General features: G+C 40.3%; 16 protein-coding genes. 10 read left to right on the forward strand and 6 right to left on the reverse strand.

The features are described from left to right. The first annotated feature begins 103 nt into the window (after positions 1 to 103). Together ACE1ET_RS07980 and ACE1ET_RS07985 are read left to right on the forward strand one after the other, a co-directional pair. A complete protein-coding gene (locus ACE1ET_RS07980; RefSeq protein ID WP_375727856.1) occupies positions 104 to 862 on the forward strand; it encodes a Mut7-C RNAse domain-containing protein in 759 nt (252 codons plus the stop codon). A gap of 162 nt (positions 863 to 1024) precedes the next feature. Continuing rightward, entirely contained in the window at positions 1025 to 1732 is a 708-nt protein-coding gene (locus tag ACE1ET_RS07985) for a hypothetical protein (RefSeq protein WP_375727857.1), read from the forward strand. A gap of 165 nt (positions 1733 to 1897) precedes the next feature. Here the strand turns inward: ACE1ET_RS07985 and feoB are convergent, their stop codons facing one another. Then, positions 1898 to 3985 (reverse strand): ferrous iron transport protein B, encoded by a 2088-nt coding sequence (gene feoB, locus ACE1ET_RS07990; RefSeq protein ID WP_375727858.1) that lies wholly within the window; start codon positions 3983 to 3985, stop codon positions 1898 to 1900. 3 nt (positions 3986 to 3988) lie between these two features. After that, positions 3989 to 4219, reverse strand: coding sequence for a FeoA family protein (locus ACE1ET_RS07995; protein ID WP_375727859.1), 231 nt, complete (start codon positions 4217 to 4219; stop codon positions 3989 to 3991). 498 nt (positions 4220 to 4717) lie between these two features. Between ACE1ET_RS07995 and ACE1ET_RS08000 the strand changes: the two genes are divergently transcribed. The 4 genes from ACE1ET_RS08000 (at position 4718) to ACE1ET_RS08015 (ending at position 8848) form a co-directional block, all read left to right on the forward strand. After that, positions 4718 to 6502 carry a helix-turn-helix domain-containing protein gene (locus ACE1ET_RS08000; protein WP_375727860.1) on the forward strand — a complete coding sequence of 595 codons (1785 nt, stop codon included), beginning with the start codon at positions 4718 to 4720 and terminating at the stop codon, positions 6500 to 6502. A gap of 97 nt (positions 6503 to 6599) precedes the next feature. After that, entirely contained in the window at positions 6600 to 6845 is a 246-nt protein-coding gene (locus tag ACE1ET_RS08005; protein ID WP_375727861.1) for a hypothetical protein, read from the forward strand. Between the two features lie 290 nt (positions 6846 to 7135). Further along, positions 7136 to 8128: an NAD(P)-dependent alcohol dehydrogenase gene (locus ACE1ET_RS08010; RefSeq protein WP_375727862.1), complete on the forward strand. Its 993-nt coding sequence runs from the start codon at positions 7136 to 7138 to the stop codon at positions 8126 to 8128. Positions 8129 to 8140: 12 nt separating this feature from the next. Continuing rightward, positions 8141 to 8848, forward strand: coding sequence for a DUF4386 domain-containing protein (locus tag ACE1ET_RS08015; RefSeq protein WP_375727863.1), 708 nt, complete (start codon positions 8141 to 8143; stop codon positions 8846 to 8848). 237 nt (positions 8849 to 9085) lie between these two features. On the opposite strand, the gene ACE1ET_RS08020 is transcribed toward ACE1ET_RS08015, so the two are convergent. Continuing rightward, positions 9086 to 10513, reverse strand: coding sequence for a T9SS type A sorting domain-containing protein (locus ACE1ET_RS08020; protein WP_375727864.1), 1428 nt, complete (start codon positions 10511 to 10513; stop codon positions 9086 to 9088). 260 nt (positions 10514 to 10773) lie between these two features. Here ACE1ET_RS08020 and ACE1ET_RS08025 point away from each other — a divergent pair, with 260 nt between their 5' ends. Then, on the forward strand, positions 10774 to 11451 hold the full coding sequence (locus ACE1ET_RS08025; RefSeq protein WP_375727865.1) for a DUF554 domain-containing protein: 678 nt from the start codon (positions 10774 to 10776) through the stop codon (positions 11449 to 11451). 86 nt (positions 11452 to 11537) lie between these two features. On the opposite strand, the gene ACE1ET_RS08030 is transcribed toward ACE1ET_RS08025, so the two are convergent. After that, positions 11538 to 12986 (reverse strand): tryptophanase, encoded by a 1449-nt coding sequence (locus tag ACE1ET_RS08030; protein ID WP_375727866.1) that lies wholly within the window; start codon positions 12984 to 12986, stop codon positions 11538 to 11540. 323 nt (positions 12987 to 13309) lie between these two features. On the opposite strand from ACE1ET_RS08030, the gene ACE1ET_RS08035 reads away from it, so the two are divergent. Further along, positions 13310 to 14434, forward strand: coding sequence for an aminotransferase class V-fold PLP-dependent enzyme (locus tag ACE1ET_RS08035; protein WP_375727867.1), 1125 nt, complete (start codon positions 13310 to 13312; stop codon positions 14432 to 14434). A 68-nt stretch (positions 14435 to 14502) separates the two neighbouring features. Here the strand turns inward: ACE1ET_RS08035 and ACE1ET_RS08040 are convergent, their stop codons facing one another. Both ACE1ET_RS08040 and ACE1ET_RS08045 read right to left on the reverse strand, forming a co-directional pair. Continuing rightward, positions 14503 to 15231, reverse strand: coding sequence for a LytR/AlgR family response regulator transcription factor (locus ACE1ET_RS08040; RefSeq protein ID WP_375727868.1), 729 nt, complete (start codon positions 15229 to 15231; stop codon positions 14503 to 14505). After that, entirely contained in the window at positions 15228 to 16313 is a 1086-nt protein-coding gene (locus ACE1ET_RS08045) for a sensor histidine kinase (protein WP_375727869.1), read from the reverse strand. Before ACE1ET_RS08045 ends, ACE1ET_RS08040 begins: the two co-directional genes overlap by 4 nt. 394 nt (positions 16314 to 16707) lie before the next feature. On the opposite strand from ACE1ET_RS08045, the gene ACE1ET_RS08050 reads away from it, so the two are divergent. Further along, a complete protein-coding gene (locus tag ACE1ET_RS08050; protein ID WP_375727870.1) occupies positions 16708 to 17085 on the forward strand; it encodes a MotA/TolQ/ExbB proton channel family protein in 378 nt (125 codons plus the stop codon). Next, positions 17078 to 17458, forward strand: coding sequence for a hypothetical protein (locus ACE1ET_RS08055; protein ID WP_375727871.1), 381 nt, complete (start codon positions 17078 to 17080; stop codon positions 17456 to 17458). Before ACE1ET_RS08050 ends, ACE1ET_RS08055 begins: the two co-directional genes overlap by 8 nt. Positions 17459 to 17739 lie beyond the last annotated feature (281 nt).

Here is a 17739-nt window from a genome sequence, read left to right on the forward strand (position 1 = left end):
ACATTGAGCATACAGAGGCACGCCAAAACGTGCCTCTTCTTTTGTATCCTTCAGTATTATTCCCAATAATTTATAACTTTAAGGGAACCGAAGAAATGCAGCGATGATTTCTCATCCAATACATAAAATTCTTAAGCCCATCACTATACGGTGTTATGCAGAACTGAACGACTTTCTTCCTCAGAATAAGAAGCAGAAATCGTTTTCAATGTCTGTCAAAATGCCGGTGACCATAGAGGAAATAATTGTCTCTCTCGGTATTCCGTTGTCAGAAGTTGATCTGATTTTGTTAAACAGCACACCAGTCCGGTTCGGCCATAAACTAAAAGAAAATGATAATGTTTCTCTCTATCCTGCTTTTGAGCAACTTGATATCAGTAAAGTAATCCACCATCATCATACTCCACTATGCACAAGCACTTTTATTCTTGATGCTCACCTTGGAAAACTGGCCGGATATCTTCGCATGCTGGGATTTGACTCCTTATACAGAAATGACTTTGGTGATGAGGAAATCATTGAAACAGCCGCGCATGAAAACCGTATTATCCTGACCCGTGATAAACTGTTGCTGAAATCGAAAAAAGTAACGCATGGGTATTATGTCAGATCTACTGAAAAGGAAGAGCAATTGAGTGAGATCGTATTAAAATTCGATTTGTACCGTCAGTTTAAACCCTTTACCAGATGCATGGAATGCAATTCAATCCTGAGCCCAAAGGCTAAAAGTGAGATACTAAATATGGTAGAACCGGATACAGCTGAAATCTATGATGAGTTTTACTACTGCTCCTCCTGCGACAAAGTGTTCTGGAAAGGATCTCATTTTAAGCGGATGGAAGCATTTATAAAAGGTATATAACCGGTTAATTTTTAACTTAAATGATTTCTGAATGTCGTGTTCTGACAAAGAAAATACTGACATATTTTGTATGCGTATTATATTTCCTTAAATTGAACCATCTTTAAAGACCGGTATTACTCCCCAAAATTTGTAAACTATTAATCTGTTAACATATACATTATGAAAGGTTCATGCTATGTGATTATCTCTGTTATTTTGGTTATTTCTGCAATCTCATGTAAAAAGACCGATGACAGCAAAGGATTCAGTGACGATATTAAAAATTTTGTGCCTGACAGTACTATTCAGTCGTTACGCGATTTGGGGATGTCAATTAACGAAGGCAAAAACCCACCCGATATTGAAGGGTACTTTTTAGCAAAGCCGTTGGTAATGAAAGCAAGTTCAGTTCCTGATGAATCTCATAATGAATATTCTTACTGGTATGACCAGCGCTATCATGTTTATAACCAGAATAAGGATGCCTTAACTGTAGATGTTGAAATTGACGGTTTGGATGCCGGTGGTAACGTCAGGTCCCACTCCGTGGGAAACGGAACCTTTATCTCCGGCAATGATGATTATTTTTCAACCTTCACCATCCAGGAAGGTGAAGAATACACCGGTACTGATACCGCATATTATAAATGGCTGGAGGTCGTTTCGGGAACGATCACAGAGGATGGCATCCGACAATATCAAATGGCACTTTTAATGTTGGATGATTATGACGATCCCTACGATATTTATATACCTGTAAATACCGGCAGAGTGTTTGTTGATGGTGATAGTCTTGCCGAAAGAACTAGCGCTGAGTTAAAATTGCTTCGTATTAAGTCAGATAATCGTCCTGTAATTCACGAAGCGATTTCTACCGGACAAAAGTAGCTGAAGTGCAATTTAATTGTCAGTGACAATTGCAGTTCACCTCACCGCAGGGGGATTTTGAATGTTTCTTTTTCTTAAAGAAAACTCTTTTAATGATGAAGCCCACCGTGGCAGCTAATATGATATATACCATTATGGTCTGAAAATCAATCATATTCAAAATTTTTAAATTAATAACTGATAGGCCGACATGGATGCCAGGTATGCAAAACCTGTCATAAAAAACAGTTGTATAAGGGGCCACTTCCAGCTGTTTGTTTCTTTTTTCACAATTGCGAGCGTACTCATGCATTGCAACGCAAACGCATAAAACAAAAGAAGTGAAATGCCTGTAGCAAAATTAAATACCTTTTTGCCGGTAGCCGGATCAACCTCCATCGTCATTCTGTTCTTTATAGTCGATTCCTCCTCGCTGCCTACACTGTAAACCGTAGCCAGGGTGCCTACAAAAACCTCGCGTGCTGCAAATGAACTTAGCAACGCAATGCCAATTTTCCAGTCGTAACCCAAAGGACGAATAACAGGCTCAATGGCATGACCAAACTTACCAATGTAAGAGTGTTGCAATTTGTAAGCGGCTACAGCGGTGACAATTTCCTTTTCACTTTGACCAGAATTGGCAAGATCAGAACGAACAATTTCATCTGCATTTTTAAAATCCTTTCCAGGTCCATTTGATGCCAGAAACCAAAGGACAATAGAGATGGCCAGAATAATTTTTCCTGCAACAAAGACAAAACTCCTGGTTTTTTCAAGTACCGTCAATAACACATTCTTGGCCAACGGCATTTTGTAAGCCGGCATTTCAGCAATAAAAAACGACCGGGATTTCATTTTTAATACTTTATTCAGAACCAATGCCGATAAAAAGGCCATAACAAAACCAAGCACATATAATCCCATAAGGGTCAAACCCTGCAAATTCAGTCCCATTACGGTCTGATCCGGAATAACCAGTGCAATAATGATCAGATAAACCGGCAACCGGGCAGAGCATGTGATAAATGGCGTGATCAGGATGGTGATCAGGCGCTCCTTCCAGTCGTCGATGCTTCGGGTCGCCATAATAGCCGGAATGGCACAGGCAGTTCCGGAAATCAATGGAACCACGCTTTTCCCGTTAAGCCCGAACCGTCGCATTATCCTATCCATTAAAAACACCACACGGCTCATATAGCCGCTTTCCTCCAGCAACGATATAAACAAAAACAAAAAGGCAATCTGTGGGACAAAGATCACGATACCACCAATTCCCGGTATAATTCCTTCAGAAAAAAGGTTTGTAAGTGCACCCGGTGGCATTGTATTGCTGACCCACTCTGCAAGGTTTGTAAACAGTTTGTCGATCAGATCCATGGGATAACTGCTCCAGTTGTATATGCCCTGAAAGACCAGTAGCAGGATCATAAAAAAAATGATGTATCCGAATACCTTATGTGTTAAAATCCTGTCCAGCCTGCTTCGCCAGTCCCTTGCTTTTGAAAGATCTTTCCGATATGCAAGTTTAAGAACCTTATTGATAAAATGATACCGTAAAATGGTTTCTTTCTGCTGCAAGCGTTTCAGTTCTGAAATCCGCTTTCCATGAAGTGTGTCTTCAGAATTTTCGCCCTTATATTCTGAAACTTCCCTGTTAATTTTTAACCAGTGTTTATAGCTGTCCGAAAATGTGCTGTTCTTTTCAAATGAAGTAAAATACTCCGGATCAATATCAGTAAATTTCACACAGGACATAAGAGAAAGACTATTGTAATCCTGAATCAGTTGTTTTAGGTTATCTATTCCGGTTCCTTTGCGGGCACTGACCAATGAAATCTTAGTGTGCAATTCCCTTTCCAGCAAATCAATATCGATGCTTATTCCTTTCCGTGTCATCACATCAGCCATGTTAATGACAAAAATGGTTGGAATATTCAGATCTTTGATTTGCGTGTAAAGCAACAGGTTTCGTTTAAGATTTTCAATGTCGGCAACTACAACCGCTACATCAGGATAATCTTCGCTTTTTTGATTCAGCAGAACATCAGTGGCAACCTTTTCGTCGGGAGATGTTGAGTTGAGGCTGTAAGTCCCCGGAAGGTCTACAATGCGAGCCTTTGATCCATCCGGCAACCGGCATACGCCTTCCTTCTTTTCAACTGTAACACCAGGATAGTTACCGACTTTCTGGTTCAGACCTGTAAGTTGATTAAATACCGATGTTTTACCGGTGTTCGGATTTCCTATTAATGCAACATTAAGCTGGTTCCCCATCTTTTACTCCACTCTCCTTATCTGTATTAAAGCAGCGGTCTCTTTACGAATGGCAAAATGGCTATCATTAATTATTAAATAAACCAGATCTTTAAAAGGCGAAAACTGAAACAACTGTACTTCATTACCGGGAAGGCATCCCACTTCCTGAAATTTCACCGGAATATCTTCTGTAGAGAACTGTTCGATAATGCCCCTTTCTCCTCGTTTTAAATGTGCAATTGTATGTTTCATTTTGCGGCCACTCCTTAAACTGAGCCGCAATATTAATACTTTACTTAATGTGTGTCAATCATTATTTGTTATGATTTTAAATAACAAAAAAAGAGCCAGTTTTTTACAAATTGGCCCCTTTAACAGACTACCCCGGAATTCCCGGATTATGATTTCGATTTCATCTCCTTCTTCGCCTTTTTATCCAAACGTTTTTCTTTCAGCGATTTGGCAGGATCCTTTTTTGTGTTTTTTTGAGTTTCATGATTCTTTGACATAACGAACAGTTTAAAATGTGAATACTAAAGTGATCAAGAAAACTGCTCTTGATTTCCGGATCAAAATTACAACACATTGTATTCAGTTGTCACAGATAGTTCATGGGAACTCATAAAAAATTTAGTCTGTCATTTTGCATTCAAATGTTCAGGTCAAAAGCCCTCCATTTGTATACGATTATTACATTATATTTAAGCAAAATCCACTTTTGTGTGTTAGTATATTAAATCCGTTTATTGTATGAACACCAATACCATAGCTGTCCTGCCATTTATGAATATGAGCTCAGATCCAGAGAACGAATTCTTCAGCGACGGTATAACGGAAGAGATCATCAATGCCCTGGCTAAAATCAAAACCCTTAAGGTTATCTCAAGGACTTCTTCGTTCTATTTTAAAAATAAGAATATTCCGATAGGCGACATTGCATCACAACTTAATGTTGCTACTGTTCTGGAAGGAAGCGTGCGAAAGTCAGGCAATATGATCCGGATCACGGCGCAGTTAATTGAGGCCGAAACGGATGTGCACTTCTGGTCAGAAACCTGGGACAGGAAATTTGAAAATATCTTTGAAATTCAGGATGAGATCAGCCTTATTATTGCGGAAAAACTAAGGGAACATACCGGGCATTTTGAAATTAGTGATCACCTGGTAAATAAACAAACTGATAATGCCGATGCCTACGTATTGGCTCTTAAAGCCAATTACTATTTTAACAAATGGAATCCTGCGGATGTAAAAACGGCCATCGGACTTTACGAAAAAGCACTGGAACTGGATCCTAACCATACCGAATCGCATGTTGGCCTGGCCGATGCCTATGGGTTTATGGCCACAACGGAATTTATGCCGGGAGCTGAGGCCTGGATAAAAGCAGCGGAACATACACAAACAGCATATAAGCTGGATCCTGAAAATGCCGGCGTGCATTATCAGTTGGCGAACCTTTCCTTTTTTACCGATTGCAGCTATGCCGATGCATTCCGGCACGGATGTAAAGCAATTGCATTAAAACCAAATTACCCCGAAGCACAGCAGTATATGGCTTTTCTGTATATCCTGGCGGGTAAAATGGAAAAAGCCTGGCAACATCTTCAACTGGCATTATCGATTGACCCGTTAAACCAGGAAACACTATTTTATAAAGCCTACTACCTTTACAGAACCGGTGATTCCGTAGCTGCACTTGAGATTTATGATGATCTGCTGAGCCGGAACCCGAAAAATATTCCTGCCTTTACGGTTCGGATCTACATCCTGCTTATGCTTGACAGACCTGATGATGCGCGCAAAACACTTGACAACATGCCTGAAGAGATCATCATACCGGATGATTACCTTGGGATGTCGTGTCTGGTGGATATTATAGCCGGAGATCAGGAAAAAATGACCGAAAAGCTAGAGAAGCTACAACTCAGAGCTCAGGATCCAATGGCTTTTCAGGCACATTCATACTTGTTTCTGGCCTATGCTAATCTTGGGAAATTTGATGAAGCCTTTAAACTTCTTGAAGCATCGTTGAAGCTAAAATCCCCCATTTTTTTGTTGAGTTTTTCTGATCCGCTGGTTAAAGGCTTAACAAATGAACCCCGATATACGGTTTTTCACCAACAACTCTACCCTGAAGTTGAGTTTGAAGATCCGTTAACGGAAAAGAAAGCTCCCTTACTGAATAATGAAACAAGTGAGGCCTATTTAAAATTATTACTTGAATATATTCAGGATCGTGAGCCATATCTTGATCCGGAACTTACATTGCGCTCGCTGGCTGAACAGATCAACATTCATCCGAATCATCTGTCATGGTTGCTGAATGAAAGGCTGGGCAAAAATTTCAATGAATTCATCAACCATTACCGGGTGGATCATTTTAAAATACTGGCAAGCGATAAGGCCAATGCACATATCTCACTAATCGGACTGGCCTATGAAAGCGGGTTTAATTCAAAAACAGTTTTCAATACGTTTTTTAAAAAGGAGACAGGCCTCACACCAAGCGCCTTTTTAAAACAGAATTCTTAACCTTTTCTGATCAATATGTTCCGTTTTATAATGCAGAACTTCTATCCGGAAGATTGATTTTACATTTGCTGCATGAATCAACATAAATGTTATCTCCATGAAAAAGGCAATTAAAATAATTCTTCTGACTCCACTGGCACTCATCTTACTTTTCCTCATCGTTTTGTCGGTTAAATATTCGCCGGTTTATGTTTACCGTTTGATCACACAGAATGTAGCGGATGTGTACGACTATACACTGTATGAAAGCAGGGTTATTAAAGGTTCGGACAGTACGTTTCAGTTTTACACAAATACACAGGAGGAATATGTGATGTCCTTATTTCAGGTCAGGATAAAATAAACCTGGTGTACATTAGTGCAACATTCCGGATTCATAAAAAAATCCAATCGTTAATCCTGCTTTGTGTCCTTTGTGCAATTCTTAGTGCCCTTTGTGGTTAAATAAAACCACGGAGAAGCAAAACGATTAATCACTAAGGTCGCTAACTTACCTGCTAAACCTTAAATTCTTAATCCTATTCCAAATTTTAAGTCCAGCATTATAATTCCGAACTCCTTCTGTGTTTTTCAGAACGCCGGGAAGCTTACGTTGCCGTTAATTTGCATCATAATCATTCAAATACAAAAGATATGAAAACAATTAATATGAAAGCAATCGTGGCAACGGGATACGGATCTCCTGCAGTACTGCAACTGCAAAATGTGGCAAAACCGTTTGCAGGAAACAATGAGGTGTTGGTTAAAATTTATGCAACAACAGCTACAACCGCCGACGGGATGATGCGTACAGGGAAACCCTATTTTGGCCGCTTAATGACCGGATTATTAAAACCCAAACATCCCATTCCGGGAACAGGATTTTCCGGTGTGGTTGAAGCCACAGGAGATCAGGTGACTGCCTTTAAAACAGGTGACCGTGTATTTGGTGAAACAACACTTGGATTCAGCACCAACGCGGAATATGTTTCGGTTCCTGAAACAGGCGTTATTCTAACAATGCCAGATAACATGAGCTTTGCTGAAGCTGCTGCGTATTGCGACGGACATCTGACATCGTTCAATTTCCTTAAAGAAGTTGCAAAAATCAAACCCGGACAGTCGATACTGATTAACGGGGCTTCGGGAAGTTTGGGAACAGCTGCGGTGCAACTGGCCAAATACCTCGGTGCCGAAGTGGTTGGGGTGACCAGCACAAAAAATACCGGTCTTGTAAAATCCCTGGGAGCCGACATGGTGCTGGATTATACCAAAGTGGACTTTACCGAAATTCGCCGGAAATTTGATGTGGTTTTTGACACTGTTGGTAAGAGCTCGTTTAAAAAATCGCGTAAGGTTTTAAAAGAAGGTGGCGTTTACGTTTCGCCCGTTTTGAAATTATCGCTGTTGCTTCGAATGCTTAAAACCAGCATCAGCGGGAAACAAAAAGCCAAATTCTCTGCTTCAGGCATGAAAAAGGATCATGAACTCAAAACCATGTTATCAGAACTTAGTGAAATATTCAGGGACGGAAAATTAAAAACAGTTATCGATCGCCAGTTTCCGCTAGAAAAAGTTGCCATGGCGCATGAATACATTGCCAAAGGTCATAAAAGGGGAAATGTTATCATAATGGTTCAATCATAAAATTATAAAATCATGAAAACAACAGACAGAAAATACGCATTAACAGCAGGAATTTCAATCATTATTATGGCTATAGCTGCAGCGATAGCATACGGATATATTTATTCTAATTTAGTCGTGTATGATCATCCGGATCTTACATTTCAGAATATATCGTTAGCCGCTTCCATGTTCAAACAGGGAATAGCCGGGTGGATCATTATTCTTATAACAGATGTGCTGGTGGCATGGTCTCTCTATCTTTATCTGAAGCCGGGAAATCAAAAACTTGCATTTACAACAGCAACAATCAGAATGGTATATGCAGGAATTCTCGCTGTTGCTATATATCACCTGATCGCCATATTGCCACTTACGTCAACTGCCGGAACAACAGACTCAATAGCACTAATGAACTCCCATCTCGAATCGTTTAAAAGTACCTGGTCATTCGGGTTGATCCTGTTCGGTCTGCACCTGATTGGTTTGGGAGTGTTGGTTTATTTGTCAGATTTTATTCCACGGATTTGGGCTGTCCTCCTTATCTTTTCAGGCCTCAGTTATTTTGGCATTCATGCCGCTAAATTTTTATTCCCTGAATACATCGGACAGGTTGAACAGATTGAGATGATCCTTAGCGCTCCAATGGCCATTGGGGAAGTTGGTTTTGCTGTCTGGCTGCTGATCCGTGGAGGTAAACCGCTCAGAACAAAAACTTCTGTAAAAGCTGTTGCTGTTTAATCTGACACTAAAACAAAGGCTGTCCAAAAAGACAAATAAAAATATTTTGAACTTATAAATGTAAGCAATCCTTCTTTTACCACTCCAAACCTCTCCGTCAGCTGACGGAAGGCTTTAAGTCCCCTTCAGGGGATTTAAGGGTAATTTTGTAAAAACTACTTACAATCCGTAAGTAAAAACAATTCTGATATCACTTTTTGGACAGCCTCTTCTTCTATTATAGGAATTTTTGAAATATTACCGAACCTGAACTTTTCGGTAAACCTCAGTATTTTCAGTTTTAATATGAACCAGATAGGTTCCTGATGCTACACCTCTCAAATCTATCGATTTAATATTCTGTCCCGATAACATAGCCCGTCCGCTAAGATCCAGGATATCGATCTGCCATCTCTGAGCCTTAACATCTACATTCAAATAACTGGAAGCAGGATTCGGATATACCTTTATGTCCTCTGCCTTATGCTCCTGAAGTGCGGTAATTAGCTCAAAGTGCGCCCGGAAATCCAAACTTAATGTGTCTGTAGTCAGAGAGATGCTTTTTTCTGTGCTATAGACATCCGTTGAATTGACCAGCGTCCAGTTTACAAACCGGTATCCGTTAACCGGTGTGGCTGTTAACGTAACAGTTGTACCTTTTGAATATACACCGTAGCCTGTAACCTTTCCTTTCAGATCAGGATCAGCCATGGCATTAATCCTGATAGCAGGAACAAGATTCGATGTGAGGCTCTGAATCTCACTGAAAGCAGTCACTTGTTTTAAATCAGCAACCAAAACCTTACATAGTTCAAAGGCTCCGTTTTGTTGCAAGTGAGTACCGTCTGAATTTCCATCGGGATAATTTTGCCAGACTCCGGATTTGAGGTTATTAAAAATGCTGTCGGTGGCATATGATTTCCCCTTAGAATTTAAAAAAGCCATGGTGCTGGCTTCCATGTCAATAAACGGTGCCTCCAGTTCTGCTGCCACTTCTTTCATCGCCTGCGTGTATGCCGCATGAGCCTGTTTTATCTGAGTGCCACTCCAGTTATTTCTTGGAATGGAAGAGATGAAAACCGGATACGCCCCTTTTTCTTTCGCCCCGTTTCCAAAAATCTTCAGATAGTCCCTGTAGGTCGTCGCTGGATCTGTATATCGGGTTGGGTCCGTTGTCTTTTCATCGTTGTGTGCAAACTGAATCAGGACATAATCGCCGGCTTTCAGTATGTTATATACTGTGTTCCATTTCCCTTCGTCATAAAAACTTTTGGAACTTCTTCCGGATGCAGCCTGATCGTTCACTACAACGTTATCTGAATTAAAAAAGGGCTGTAATACCTGTGCCCATCCGGTTCGCGGATAAAGATCTGAACCATAAATGGATGCCGTACTGTCACCGATTACAAACACCGTTACTTTTCCGGTTGTGACATTCACAACATATGATTTTGTTTCAACTGTTTCATCATTCATGGATACCAGCACAGTATATGTACCACTCTGTGCCGCAATAATTTGTTGCGAATCCTGCGCTCCGATAAGCTGTCCGTTATAAAGCCACTGGTACGAATTTCCTTCCGGCGCCGTGAGATGAACCTGTTCTGAACCGGGACGGGCTGTCACTGTAAATGAAAAACAGATTATGAAAATAAAGATGGAGACGTAATGTAGATATTTCATCATTTTAAAAACTATATAACGGGTTTAAATCAATGCCGCTAAATTAAAGAAATTACCCATTCTTCCCTGACTTTTTTAAAATTAACCTTTGAAATTAACCCCTTACTTCAATCCTTTCTTGTGTTACACATAGACGTAAATCCAACAAATATGATATTGGGATCCTTATAAATTACTACTTTTATGCACAATCACAGGTTTACTTTTGTCCAGCTCATGTTCCGGTTAGGATCAGGACATAAACAACAAAACAACTTATTATTATGCTGGGAACGCTCATCAATGCCGGTGCGATTATTATTGGCAGTATCATCGGTCTTTTAATTCATTCCAGAATGCCGAAAAATATAACCCGGATTGTTTTTCAAGGCATCGGATTGTTTACCCTTTTCCTGGGAATTCATATGGCTGCGAAGACCGGCAATTTTCTGGTTCTGATTTTCAGCATTGTTCTGGGCGCCATAACAGGCGAACTTTTACGTTTAGACTTATTAATTAACCGGTTCAGTGAATGGCTAAAAAAGCGTGTAAAATCGAAAAATGAAAATTTCTCCAACGGGTTTGTCACTTCATTTCTACTGTATTGCATGGGATCGATGGCCATACTGGGTGCGTTCGAAGAAGGACTGGGGGGCGATCCAAACCTGTTGCTGGCGAAGTCTGTCCTCGACGGGTTTTCGTCCATTGCATTGGCGGCTTCACTGGGCATCGGCGTGATTTTTTCTGCTATTCCACTGATCATTTATCAGGGTAGTCTGACCCTTTTTGCCGGTTCCTTACAAAACTTCTTTACGGACCCCATTATCAACGAACTGACTGCAGTGGGTGGTTTGCTGCTGATAGGCCTTGGTATCAATATTCTGGAGATTAAAAACCTTAAGATTATCAACATGATCCCCAGCCTTATTTTTGCCGTGATCCTGTCCTACTTTTTTCTGTAATCTCTTTTTATAATCCGCTTTATTGATAAAAAAAATCCGGAAATCGACGATTCCCGGATTCTATCTTATTAAATTTTATTCAGGTACTAAAGGCTGTCGCCAAAGTCTGCTTTAAACTTGGCTACCAGTTTTTCCTGCCAGTCTGAGGTTGGTTTTAATTTACCAAAGAAGAAACGCAATACTTTTGGTTCTTCGTAAAATTCCAGACCACCGATGAGTTTTCTGTTCTCATACAACCATGCTAAGCGGTCAACAGTGTACTTAACCTGCGACAGGGTAAACACGCGGCGCGGCAGTGCCAGTCTCAAAAGTTCAACGGCTGCAAAATGATCACTGCCATCCTCTTCGCGTTCTTCGGAAATGGTTCCACGTTCCATACCTCTTACACCACTTACCAGGTACATGGCAGCTGCCAGCGAACCTGCACGGTATTCTTTCTGCGGCACGTGTGACAGAAATGCCATGGCATCGATGTGTGCTCCAAGTCCTCCTGAAGGCGTAATTACCGGAATTCCCAGCTTAACCAGTTCATCAACCATAAATTTGATGAATATCGGTCCCTGGTTGATCATCTCTTCATCCATGGTTTCATCCAGACCAATGGTCATGGCTTCCATTTCGCGTGTTGACATACCACCATACGTAGAGAATCCCTCATATAACGGCAGCATTTCAAGCAGTTTTTTATACACAGCTTCATCGTTCGTAATAATACCTCCACCACGTACATGTCCCAGTTTACGGGCTGAGAAATAAATGATATCTGCCGTATCCGACAAAATTTTTGTTATCTCACGGATCGAATGATTTTTGTATTTCTCTTCTCGGGTTTTAATGAAATGTAAGTTATCGGCAAGCAAACTCGCATCTATAACAAACGGAATGTTGTATTTCTTTGCAAGTTTACTGGTTGCAATAAAATTTTCCAGTGCAACCGGCTGACCGCCAATAAGGTTGGTTCCGGCTTCAATACGGATAAATGAAATTTTTTCAGCCCCTTCCTTGTCAATTAACTTCTGCAGATCATCCAGATTCAGGTTTCCCTTGAACTGTTCAGAACTCACCGGATTTAATGCTTCGGGCATGTGCAATTCCAGCACCTTACCGCCATTAACCATAATATGAGCTTTGGTTGTGGTAAAGTGATAGTTCATAGGAACATAAGTGTCTTTTCTTACAAAAGCCAGCGATAATAGGTTTTCGCATGCACGTCCCTGGTGAACGGGGAGAAAATACTTCTTACCGAAAATTTCATTCAGCTTATCCTTTAGGCGGGTGTAGGTTGCTGATCCTGCGTAACTGTCATCCACTACAAGCATGGATGCCGTTTGTTTATCGCTCATGGCGTTTACACCACTGTCGGTTAACATATCCAGGTAAATATCTTTGTTGTACAGTAAGAAGGTGTTGTTGCCTGCCTCTTCAATTGCTTTCAGCCTGCGATCGATCGGAACCAGATCGAGGCGTTGCACCATTCTTACCTTGTGCATTTCCAACGGAATTTCTTCTCCTAAATAAAATTTAATATTAGCCATTTTTAAAAAGTTAGATATTGTAAATAATAGTTGAATTAATGTAGTTTCCCGGGTTAACCGGCTGTAGCAAATATAATTAATAATCTCACTTGAGCTATTTGCCTATACGTTTGAAGATAATAAATGATAAAAAAACCGGAGCTTATTAAGATGCGCTAAATGCTCAATCCTGATTTATTGCATTAAAGGTCAATCGATTATGAAAGCACACAGAATTTCTGTTTATTTGCTTACAATATCATATTTTATAATGATTATAATTTATAACCTGCAGGTTTTTCCTGCAAAAATGTATTAATTGCATATTCTTAAAGAAAGAGACTATGGATATTTGGAAAGAAGTCAGAAAGGAATTCCCTGTTTGCAAAGAGTTTGTGTATCTGAATCCTGCCGGAGGCTCACCTCTTTCGGCAAGTGCTGCTCAGCAGGCCAGGCAATTCTATGATGAGATACTGGCCCAGGGCGATAATTTATATGAAGAATGGCTGGAACGAACCGAAGTAACCCGCCAGATGGTGGCCGAATACATTGGAGCCGATGCCAGCGAGATCGCCTTTACCACCAACACCTCTCATGGGATGAACCTGGTAGCTCAGATGAATAAGAACAAGGGCAAAGTTCTCACCATGCATGACGAATTTCCTTCATCCACCTTTCCATGGCTAAACCAGGGTGTTGCCTTAAAAATGGTTGAACCGAAGGACGGATTCCGCTATCCCATTGAAAAAATTGAAGCAAGTCTCGATCCGGATGTAAAAATCCTGATGACCAGCTATGTGCAGTATTGCACCGGGTTCCGGCAGGACCTGGAAGCTCTGGGGGAATTATGCAGGCGAAAAAACCTGATTTTTGTGGTTAACGCTACACAGGCCATTCCGGTATTTCCTGTGGATGTTAAAAAATGGAACATCGATTTCCTGGTCTTTACCGGTCTGAAGTGGGCTACGGCAGGATATGGTATTGGCGGACTTTATATCAGTAAAAAATGGCTTACCGGAGGGAAACTTCCGTTTGCAGGCTGGCTCAGCATTGAAGATCCGGAACAAATGGACAACCTGAAATTTGAACCGGAGGAACGTGCCTCCGTGGTTGAATCCGGATGTCCGCATTTTGCGCCTGTATTTGCACTGAAAGGGGCGTTGGAGCTTTTTAAACGCATCGGTAAAGAACAAGTCACCTCGCATGTGCTTGGGCTCACCACTTACCTTCAAAAAAAACTGAAAGCACTTGGGGCTGAACTGACCAGTCCTGAAGATGAAAAACATATGTCCGGGATTACCATTATAAAAACCACGCAGGCAACCGAGCTTGTCTCAGAACTCCGGGACAAAAACATCATCGTCAGTCCACGTGGACAGGGCGTACGGGTATCTGTTAATATTTTCAATAACAAAGAAGATATTGATGTGCTGATTGAGGCTTTGGAACAACACAGGGATTTATTCTAAGGACTGGTGCTGATATTAGATGTTTAAACCGGTTTTATCCTGTGATTATGCTGTAGCTTCCTTTGTTACTACATCAATCCCATTTGCTCCAGCTGTTCCATCACCTCTTTTTTATAGCTTCTGCTGATTGGGATGGAATTTTTCCCGATCTCTAAGTATTCTTTGGTATAGGAATCAATATACTTTGGCGCCACAATATAGGATCTGTGAACTCTCAAAAAACGGCCCTGCGGTAGTACGGCTTCAATATTGGAGAGGGTTTCACGCGTAACAATTACGACTTCGGTTGTGTGAATTTTAAGGTAATCGCTCAGACTTTCAATAAAAACGATATCTGAAAAGTTAATTTTTATCATTTTACGGTCGGAACGCACGAACATAAAATCATTCTTCTCTTTACCTGCTTCATCCTTATGTGTTTCTGCAATAACATGCTGTTCATCAAAATACTTCTGCACGGATTGCAGGAGGCGTTCAAATGAAATTGGTTTGAGCAGGTAATCCACAGCTTTCAGGTCAAACCCATCCACAGCATATTCACGGTAAGCCGTCGTAAAAATTATTTTTACATCCCTGCTAACCGTTTTGGCCAGCGACAATCCTGATATCTCCGGCATATTGATGTCCAAAAACATCAGATCGACTGATTGATGCTGAAGAATATTAAATGCTTCCAGGGCATTTTTACAAATTCCGGTAATCTCTACCGAACTGATTTTGGAAAGGTGATTCTCCAGTACATCCCTGGCGATGGCTTCATCATCTACGATCAGGCACTTTATAGACTTTGGGCTCATTGTTGCGTTTGGTTAATATTCTGTATGACTAAAATTGTGGTATACAGGTCACTTTCTGTAAACTGATTCAGTTGATATGCTCCCTTGTAGTTTAACTCCAGCCGCTTTTTAATGTTCTCTATCCCTATTCCGCCATTTACTGTTGTCTGATGATCCGGCTTAAAAGAATTGTCAACCCGAAAATACAAGGCGTTATCTTCCATTTTCACGGTTATACTAATCCGGAGTTTATTGCGTATCACCGATCCGTGTTTGAAGGCGTTTTCAACGAATGGGATGAGCATCATCGGTGCTATTTCAGTGTCTTCTGATATCTTACTGGTTTCAAAGCTGACCTCCAATACATCAGAAAACCTGATCTCCTCCAGTTCGATGTATTCTCTTATATGTTCTATTTCGTCTTTTAATCTGACAGCCGGCTTATTTACCTGGTATAAGATATAATCCAAAAGGTTGGACAACTTTAAAATGATATCCGGTGTTTGCGTGGACTGTTTGATGGCAAACCCATAAATCGTGTTCAGTGTATTGAATAAGAAATGGGGCTGGATCTGTTGTTTCAAATAGCTCAGCTCCTGTTCCTTCAGTTGCAGCTGTGTATTCAGAATCTTATTCTCCAGTTCTTTATTTAGAGTCGCCATTTTGCTGTTTCTGCTGACAATATTGGCAGATGCGACCAGGCCAGTAACAAGATAAACCAGGATGAGCACAAAGGTAAAATTCTTGCTCATCGGAGGCATGTTGGTCACATTAAACTTCAGGATTAGGATCAGACAGGCATAGATTATCAGCACGATTGCGTAGGACGTAAAAATAAGCAGGTAAAAAGAATAAAGCGCAAATTTACCATATCTCTTCTTTAGTAAATACTCCGGTATTAACTTAAATATAGTTAGGTAAGTGGTGATCATAGTAACCGGAAGCAAGCCACTGGAGAACCAGGTAACATACACTTCATCGGTAGAATTATAGCTGAAAAAATATGCGTAAAAGAACCATATTACCACCCAGAAAAGCAGATGAAAAGGTAATGTCTTACCCCGTTTTAATTCATTTAAATCAAAGAGGTCTATCCTACTCATAACTAATATTCCTGAACAATATTAACGAAAAAGTATCAGAATTGAAGGAATTATCGGTGTTCAACCGTTTTACGCCCTTTTTCTGTTTGCTGTTTAGTTTAAAGTCCTTATTGTGCTAAACAAACCCTTAAACCAGTCACTGGTCGCATTTTGTAAAATTGAATTTTTTTAATTCATACATTTGAATCGTTATTGTTCGGAGAACATAACATCTTGTCCCTACAGGACAATTTTATTAACGGTATATTACTTTTACCAATGTCTTGTCCCTCCGGGACAGTCCCGGAGGGACTTTATATAGGTAAAAAGTTTATTAGGTATAAAAAATGAAGTCCCGTACGGGACGCAATAAAAAAGGATAAAAATACATTTGAATCGTTAAAACCTCATTATCATGGCACTATTTGAAAAACTACAGGATGCAGGACTATTCATCAGCTATCCGATTATAATTATTCTGATCATTGAAATTGTTCTCTTTGTACGGGCTTTGCCCCAACAAAACAAATACGACCGCACCATCAAACTGTTGATTTCTTTAGGATGGTTCGCCATAGCCTGGGGCTACCTTGGTCGTACACTGGGTCTTATTGAAGCCTTTGACAACGTAGCAGCCTCGGGTGAAATTACACCCAGCATGCTGTCGGGCGGACTCAAAAAAGCCTTGCTCGGTCCTTTAATGGGTATAATAACGTTCATTATCGCACGCGCAGGGATACTGGTACTCCATTTCATAAGTGAAAAATCCGAAAACATAAAGACTGTTGATTAAGAAAATTATAACTATATCAGGTATTGCAGGCGCTTTGCTTTTAGTAATCCGCCTGCTTGGACTATTTATAACCTTACCTTATAAGGACATCTTCCTTATTGCCGGCCTGGTGCTGCTGTTTGTAGTTTGTTTACCCTTGGTTATGGTTGAGAAAAATACACCTTACAGATCTAAACAGAGCGTAAATCAATCTTCATCATCGCCTGATCATAAGAATGAAGACAGCAAAACAGATGACAAGGATACCTATACAGGCTGGGGAATGAATGATTCCCCATTCAGATCCCGTAAATCCGGTTTAAGTTGGGGAGGTGGCAATATTAAAGCCTCCAATGCCCAAAGAGAAACACGACGACGATTTCTGAAAAAATAAAGGTACATTTTGATCAAAATAAAGGTACATTTTTGTTGAAAAGAAGGTATGTTTTAAGCTAGCCCCGTAATATTCTGAATAAAAGCTTATTACAGTCGTGCAAAAACAAGCCTTTAGCGAATTAAAAAATTACTTTAAAACCTCTGAAAATATTCAAATACTCCTCTTTTATTATCAACTCCATTTTACATCTTTTCTAATTTTCGAAATACGCTACTAAGAAATAAATTTGTTTCTTAACATTTATATTTTGATATTTGTATACGCAATTAGAAATAGCG

Source organism: Quyinboa mangrovi, from assembly GCF_042219825.1.
Classification (GTDB): domain Bacteria; phylum Bacteroidota; class Bacteroidia; order Bacteroidales; family UBA5342; genus JBHJHP01.

Coding starts and splice junctions, on each gene's coding strand:
- ACE1ET_RS07995 (WP_375727859.1), bottom strand. CDS start 4,219: ATGAAACATACAATTGCACATTTAAAACGAGGAGAAAGGGGCATTATC.
- ACE1ET_RS08010 (WP_375727862.1), top strand. CDS start 7,136: ATGAAAACAATTAATATGAAAGCAATCGTGGCAACGGGATACGGATCT.
- ACE1ET_RS08030 (WP_375727866.1), bottom strand. CDS start 12,986: ATGGCTAATATTAAATTTTATTTAGGAGAAGAAATTCCGTTGGAAATG.
- ACE1ET_RS07980 (WP_375727856.1), top strand. CDS start 104: ATGATTTCTCATCCAATACATAAAATTCTTAAGCCCATCACTATACGG.
- ACE1ET_RS08045 (WP_375727869.1), bottom strand. CDS start 16,313: ATGAGTAGGATAGACCTCTTTGATTTAAATGAATTAAAACGGGGTAAG.
- feoB (WP_375727858.1), bottom strand. CDS start 3,985: ATGGGGAACCAGCTTAATGTTGCATTAATAGGAAATCCGAACACCGGT.
- ACE1ET_RS08025 (WP_375727865.1), top strand. CDS start 10,774: ATGCTGGGAACGCTCATCAATGCCGGTGCGATTATTATTGGCAGTATC.
- ACE1ET_RS08000 (WP_375727860.1), top strand. CDS start 4,718: ATGAACACCAATACCATAGCTGTCCTGCCATTTATGAATATGAGCTCA.
- ACE1ET_RS08020 (WP_375727864.1), bottom strand. CDS start 10,513: ATGATGAAATATCTACATTACGTCTCCATCTTTATTTTCATAATCTGT.
- ACE1ET_RS08040 (WP_375727868.1), bottom strand. CDS start 15,231: ATGAGCCCAAAGTCTATAAAGTGCCTGATCGTAGATGATGAAGCCATC.
- ACE1ET_RS08005 (WP_375727861.1), top strand. CDS start 6,600: ATGAAAAAGGCAATTAAAATAATTCTTCTGACTCCACTGGCACTCATC.
- ACE1ET_RS08015 (WP_375727863.1), top strand. CDS start 8,141: ATGAAAACAACAGACAGAAAATACGCATTAACAGCAGGAATTTCAATC.
- ACE1ET_RS07985 (WP_375727857.1), top strand. CDS start 1,025: ATGAAAGGTTCATGCTATGTGATTATCTCTGTTATTTTGGTTATTTCT.
- ACE1ET_RS08035 (WP_375727867.1), top strand. CDS start 13,310: ATGGATATTTGGAAAGAAGTCAGAAAGGAATTCCCTGTTTGCAAAGAG.
- ACE1ET_RS08050 (WP_375727870.1), top strand. CDS start 16,708: ATGGCACTATTTGAAAAACTACAGGATGCAGGACTATTCATCAGCTAT.